At 42.6% G+C, this 1,960-nt stretch carries 2 protein-coding genes and 1 pseudogene; 2 read left to right on the top strand and 1 reads right to left on the bottom strand.

Features of this window, described 5'->3' with window-relative positions:
* Positions 1 to 106: 106 nt before the first annotated feature.
* Together Q0256_RS02420 and Q0256_RS02415 are read left to right on the top strand one after the other, a co-directional pair.
* Positions 107 to 454: a GTPase gene (locus Q0256_RS02420; protein WP_297959719.1), complete on the top strand. Its 348-nt coding sequence runs from the start codon at positions 107 to 109 to the stop codon at positions 452 to 454.
* A gap of 60 nt (positions 455 to 514) precedes the next feature.
* Positions 515 to 1,264 (top strand): YcjF family protein, encoded by a 750-nt coding sequence (locus Q0256_RS02415; RefSeq protein ID WP_297959717.1) that lies wholly within the window; start codon positions 515 to 517, stop codon positions 1,262 to 1,264.
* A gap of 173 nt (positions 1,265 to 1,437) precedes the next feature.
* Here the strand turns inward: Q0256_RS02415 and Q0256_RS02410 are convergent.
* Positions 1,438 to 1,960, bottom strand: a pseudogene (locus Q0256_RS02410) (hypothetical protein); the annotation flags it as partial.

Genomic DNA, 1,960 nt, shown 5'->3' with positions numbered 1-1,960 from the left:
CTATCAGTATGCTCACTACTGTTATAATCAGCGAGTCTCCAAATGTTATCGGAGAATCTCCGTATATTATTTTCATATATTTTCAAAGATTTTACAAGGGATTACAATGGAGCAAAATAATAGCAAGGCAGCTCAAGAAGGCACTGCTATAAATTTAGATATACAAGAGTTGGCAAGTAAAGGCAAAGAGATCGCAGGAGAGATTTCATGCGATATAAATCAAAGACTTAACGTGCTAATAGTCGGTAAGACGGGTGTCGGCAAGAGCACGCTTATAAATGCAATTTTCGGCGCTAACGTCGTAAAAACGGGCTCGGGCGAACCCGTAAGCAAAGAGATAAACGAAATAAAGATAAGCGATAAATTTTACATCTACGACTCAAAAGGCTTGGAGATGAAGGATTTTGAGCAGACTTATGCCGATATTGAGAATTTTTTAAAGGAAAATGAGTAAAAAAGCGCGCAAGAGCAGATAAATTTCGTATGGTATTGCATTTGCGAATCCGGTAGAAGAGTGGAAGAGGGCGATATTAAACTTTTTGAGCTTATTAAATCTTCTGGTTATCCCATTGCAGCAGTGATTACTAAGGCCCAACAGGACAAAGACGAAAACGGTGAAAAATTTTCCGACATCGTAAAAGAGCGCCTAGGAGCGGATACCGTTTTTCGCGTGAGGGCTTTGGCGATACGGGATGACGAGGGCTACGTAAAAAAGATTATGGGGCTGGAAGAGCTCGTAGAGGCTACTTATGCGGGGCTGCCCGAAGGGATACGAAGGGCGTTTGCGAGAGAGCAAAGGGTAAGCAAAAAGATAAAATTTGAAGCGGCATCGGGCATCGTGACTAAATATTCGGCTATGGCCGCTGCGATAGCCGTCACTCCGATTCCGTTTTCAGATATCGCGCTTCTGATACCCACGCAAATAGCGATGATAACGCACATTACGAGTATTTACGGCTTTAATCTAGACGGCAAACAGATAGCCGAGCTTACGGTGTTATTTGCCGCTGTAGCGGCAGGCGGTTTTGTAGCTAGGGCCGCAGTCGGTAATTTTTTAAAATTAATCCCTGCTGTTGGAAGTGTATTCGGCGGAGCCGTCAGTGCAGCGGTTGCGAGTAGCACGACTAAGTTAATGGGGAATGCCTATTTGGCGTATCTTAACGATAATTTTGAGCTTATCTTCAAAGGCGATTTTGATCTTATCCGGAATTTAACGAGCGGCGCAATTAAAGAATATTTCGAAAATACCAAAACTAAAGAATGATAGGCGCACGAAATTTTACCGTATTCTAGCTTGGCAGCTTTGAGCAGTTGGCTATTTTAAACGTAGATTATTTTGATTTTGAGCCGATATGGACCGTAGAATCAGCGGTAATCAAAATATAATAGGGCATTGCAATTTAGAATGGTACATGCTTTTATCAAATGAGGCTAAACTTACAAATTTAAAACCGCTTTTTTAAATTCCTCGCCGCGTTCGGCATAGCTTTTAAATTGATCCAAACTCGCACATGCAGGGCTTAGCAGTGCTATTTCGCTTTCGAAATTTACGGAATTCTGAAAATCCACAGAATTTTTAAAATTTTGCGAACCTAAAGTTTCGCCGCCGCTTGCGTCCACGCAAGAGCTTGCGCCTCCGGTAGCCGAAATTTCATCCTGCATCAAATTTACTGCGGAATTCTCGCCGCCTAAGCGTCCTTTTGAAATTTCATTTTCGCAAAAATTTCCGCTGTTCAAATACCGCTTCGAAATTTCGCTCACCGCGGTTTGTAAAATTTCGCAGCGCACGCAAGGAAGATTGTACTCGTCGCACAAAAGCACGATTTTATCGGTATTTAAGCCGATCGCGTAAATTTGCAGATCGTATTTTTTAAACTCCGCAAAAAGCGGGTGCAGATCCACGCCTTTATCGTCGCCGCCGAGGATTAGATGTATTTTTCGTCCTGCGTAACGCTTTAGC

Source organism: uncultured Campylobacter sp. (assembly GCF_937949835.1).
In the GTDB taxonomy this organism is placed as follows: Bacteria; Campylobacterota; Campylobacteria; order Campylobacterales; family Campylobacteraceae; genus Campylobacter_B.
The sequence above is the reverse complement of the archived record's forward strand: the minus strand, read 5'-3'. Positions and strand labels throughout refer to the sequence as shown.